This is a genomic window from Draconibacterium sp., from assembly GCF_041583095.1.
Taxonomy (GTDB): Bacteria; Bacteroidota; Bacteroidia; order Bacteroidales; family Prolixibacteraceae; genus Draconibacterium.
Genome location: NZ_JBFHGM010000394.1, coordinates 1 through 3,475, shown reverse-complemented (window position 1 = coordinate 3,475; position 3,475 = coordinate 1). Strand labels below are relative to the sequence as shown.

Genomic DNA, 3,475 nt, shown 5'->3' with positions numbered 1-3,475 from the left:
TTTCGCCGGTATTGAAAAAGATGATGCATGGAATAAAATAGGAAATAAATTATTTGAGAAAATATTTGAAGTACCCGGCTTTTTAAAGTCGGGTATTTTTTTGCCTAAAAATTAGTTAAGGGGTCTATAAAAGAGATCACCTGTAAACTCAGGTGGATTAATATTTTAACTTTCTACAGATATGCGGCGCAGGGAGGTTCCGCTTTTCAATCAACTTTTATACTTGCACCATTTTATACTACATCATATATTTTCCTTGGGCGACGCAATAGCCATTTGGCAATTAGCTTTGCCAAAGGCTGAATTAAACACCAAAGGCGCAACCAAAAAGCTTTTTGAAACGGAATGATCGTTTGCGCCGCAATTCTCAAGCGTCGATAGAATAATCCTCCACCAGAAATTCAATGTGATCCACAAAAAAAGCCCGGCTAAACCAGGCTTTGTAATCGTATATAATTAGCTTTTCTATTTCAATTGAACGGATTTAATAGCTCCTGTTTCCGTGTGAAATTCGATGGAGTAATCCCCGCCCAGTAATTCTTCAGGAACCGGGGCAATAGTTCCAAACTGTGCAATGGTAGCACGCGCCGAAGCCAGGCTGTTCAGCTCGTAAATAACTTTTATATTCGCCACTCCCGGCATTCGGTAGTAAACACCATCGTAACCGGCATCGGGGTTATCCGAAGCAGCCTTGGCCTGGTATTTTTCCAATAAACCGGCCACCTGTTCAAACTCCACCATAACAGGCTTACCTGAAAGATCGCTGGCAGGAACAACACCATTTTCATCCGAAATACGGAAGATCACTGCATTCTTCTCGTTGGCCGCCGGCACATAATCAAAACTGTAGATTTCGGTTTTATACGTGGTTCGGCCAACAAACAGTTTAATGTAATTCTGCTCGGTACGTTTCAACTCCTCCAGACTCACCTCATAGGCTTTTCCATCCGGGTACTCGCCATCGATGCGAAGTGCAGCCAGATCGTACTGATTCATCCGGCAATCGAGCACACGTTGCGCCGCTTCGGCTGCTTTTTGTTCCACACTTACAGCTGTTGGCCGGAAATTATTGGTAGAATCTCCCGGAATTAGAAATGGTGTATCCGAGAAATAATCAAAGGAAAAACCATCGTTGAGATCCGGTTTCTGAAATGTTTTGTTTGATTGAACCTGCACCGGCATTGCAGCAGTCCCCGCGGAATTAATACCGGCCAGACAACCATTGGGTGCAAGGCTGATCGTTGTAGCAATACCTCCCATTGCTTTATATACCTGCTGCGGATCGGGTTCCGAAAAAGTTTCGATTTTCACCGCCGACACCATCCATTTTTCCGATGCTCTGTTACGGGCATCTTTTATCCCCAGTAACTGCTGTGCATAAGCTGCGTATGGTCCCGGTTCAAATTTCTCGCGAATGGCTTCAACGTGTACTTTAATTCCTGTGCGTGGCAATGCGTAAGCAATGCCTTCCACATAAGCGGGAGCAATTCCTTCGTCCTCTTTCTTTTTGCGCTGTCCAAAGGTCGGAACGACTATCATTACAGCAATTATCAAAGCTAAATACCTCATTGTTCAAATTGTTTTTTGTAAAACCCAAAAGTATTAAAATTATTTTGAATGCTATTGAATTAAACACGAAGACACAAAGCCTCAAAGGTTTCTCAAATACACATTCTTTTAACCACAAGGCCCCGAAGTCACAAAGGTTTTATAAGGTCTGATCCTTCTTTTAATTATTCTTCGTGCCTTAGTGTCTTAGTGTTTATTTTCTCAGAAATAAATTCGTGTCTTCTTATCTTTGCAAACATGATAGAATTTCCCGATCCGAATCAGGCCGATGATGACGGATTGCTTGCACAAGGTGGAGAGCTTTCGCCCGAGTTTTTGCTGTCGGCATATTGCCAGGGCGTGTTCCCTTGGTTTTGTGAGGGCGAACCTATTTTGTGGTGGTCGCCCAACCCGCGAATGGTGTTGTTACCCAAGGATTTTAAACTAAAGAAAAGTCTGCGGCAGGTGCTCAACAAAGGGATTTTTGAAATCCGTATCGACACGGCTTTCCGAGAGGTAATTACAGCCTGCAGTAAAACCAAACGCCGCCACGAAGATGAAACGTGGATTACCAACGACATTATCGATGGCTACTTGCAACTGCATAAACTGGGTTATGCCCACTCGTTCGAGACTTATTTTGAAGAAGAGTTGGTTGGCGGATTGTATGGCATTTCGCTGGGGAATTGTTTTTTTGGCGAATCGATGTTTTTTACCCTTACCGATGCCAGCAAATTTGCCTTTTACCACCTGGTGCAGTTTGCCCTTAAAAACAACTTTGCTTTTATCGATGCACAACAACCTACCGACCACCTGGCCAGTTTGGGTGCCAAACCTATTCCGCGAAAAGACTTTTTGGAGATGCTGGAAAAGGCATTGCAGCGTGATACTTTGCAGGGGAAATGGACGAAAATGATGGAGCGCTGATGACGTGGATTTCCAGGCTCCTACATCAGGTGGTAAACTAAATGTTGAAATGGATTTCGACAGCCGTCGACAACAAAACCAGCTGTCAGTTTTTAATCCGACAACCGTCGGCAAGAAAAAAAAATTCAAAATTGATGATTTCAATTGTCGACAAGAAAAAAAACTTTTGATTTTCATCTCGACAGCTGTCGGGAACAAAAAAAATTGTCAAGATTGGTCTCGACGCGCATCGAGCTAAAAATAGATTTTTAGGATGGAGCTCGACGGGCATCGAAATATAAATCGACTATCAGTTTCCTTGTCGACAACTGTCGGGAAGCATCTAAACTCCCTCACTGTCGTTCAACAATTCATTTATCTCTTTTTTATAGCTTCTGGTTTGATTCATAAAAAATGCCACCTGCTTATAAAAACAGATGGCATTTTTATAATCCTCGATAGTCAGTTTGTTGCTTGCGAATATTATTTGTAACCAGAAAAAGTATTTCTATCGTATCGTGGTAGTATCAGCAGCCGGCAAAACATTATTCATTTTTGCCATTAGTTTATCCATCTCCAAACCGGGTTTGTTCAACTCCTCCGGAAATACATGATGAATTTGTTCCACGTGCATACTTTGTTTCCAAAGCATGTAATTTATCTTACTAATCTCTTTTGAACATATTTCCTGAGTTCGTGAACCATGCTCAAAAGTAGCGTTGACTCGATAATAATGATTCGTTCTTTCTTCTTTACTAATCGCTTCCAACTCCTTTTTCCAAACCTTTAAATCGCGCTCAAACTCATCCAGATTTTCGTAGGTTTTACTGCCGAAAACAATCGTTCCATCGTAGCGCACCAACAATTCCATTGGTTTTGGTTCGGGCGATGGTTTGCCGTCAAAGGGCAACCATGTACTTGAGCGGGGATTTTTTGGTGTTTCGTACGAAAATCGGATTGGAATAATCTCGTTTACTGTTTTCTGATTCTCTTCATCCAGATCGAGATATTTCTTTCCGAA

3 protein-coding genes are annotated in these 3,475 nt (G+C 42.2%); 1 reads left to right on the top strand and 2 read right to left on the bottom strand.

Annotated features, from left to right (window positions below; all coding sequences use genetic code 11):
• Positions 1-465: 465 nt before the first annotated feature.
• Complete coding sequence (locus ABZB17_RS21635; protein ID WP_372653582.1) at positions 466-1,569, bottom strand: DUF4831 family protein; 1,104 nt, start codon at positions 1,567-1,569, stop codon at positions 466-468.
• A gap of 237 nt (positions 1,570-1,806) precedes the next feature.
• Between ABZB17_RS21635 and aat the strand changes: the two genes are divergently transcribed.
• On the top strand, positions 1,807-2,475 hold the full coding sequence (gene aat / locus ABZB17_RS21630) for a leucyl/phenylalanyl-tRNA--protein transferase (protein WP_372653579.1): 669 nt from the start codon (positions 1,807-1,809) through the stop codon (positions 2,473-2,475).
• A 487-nt stretch (positions 2,476-2,962) separates the two neighbouring features.
• On the opposite strand, the gene ABZB17_RS21625 is transcribed toward aat, so the two are convergent.
• On the bottom strand, positions 2,963-3,475 hold a 513-nt coding region (locus ABZB17_RS21625; protein WP_372653576.1), incomplete at its 5' end, for a hypothetical protein.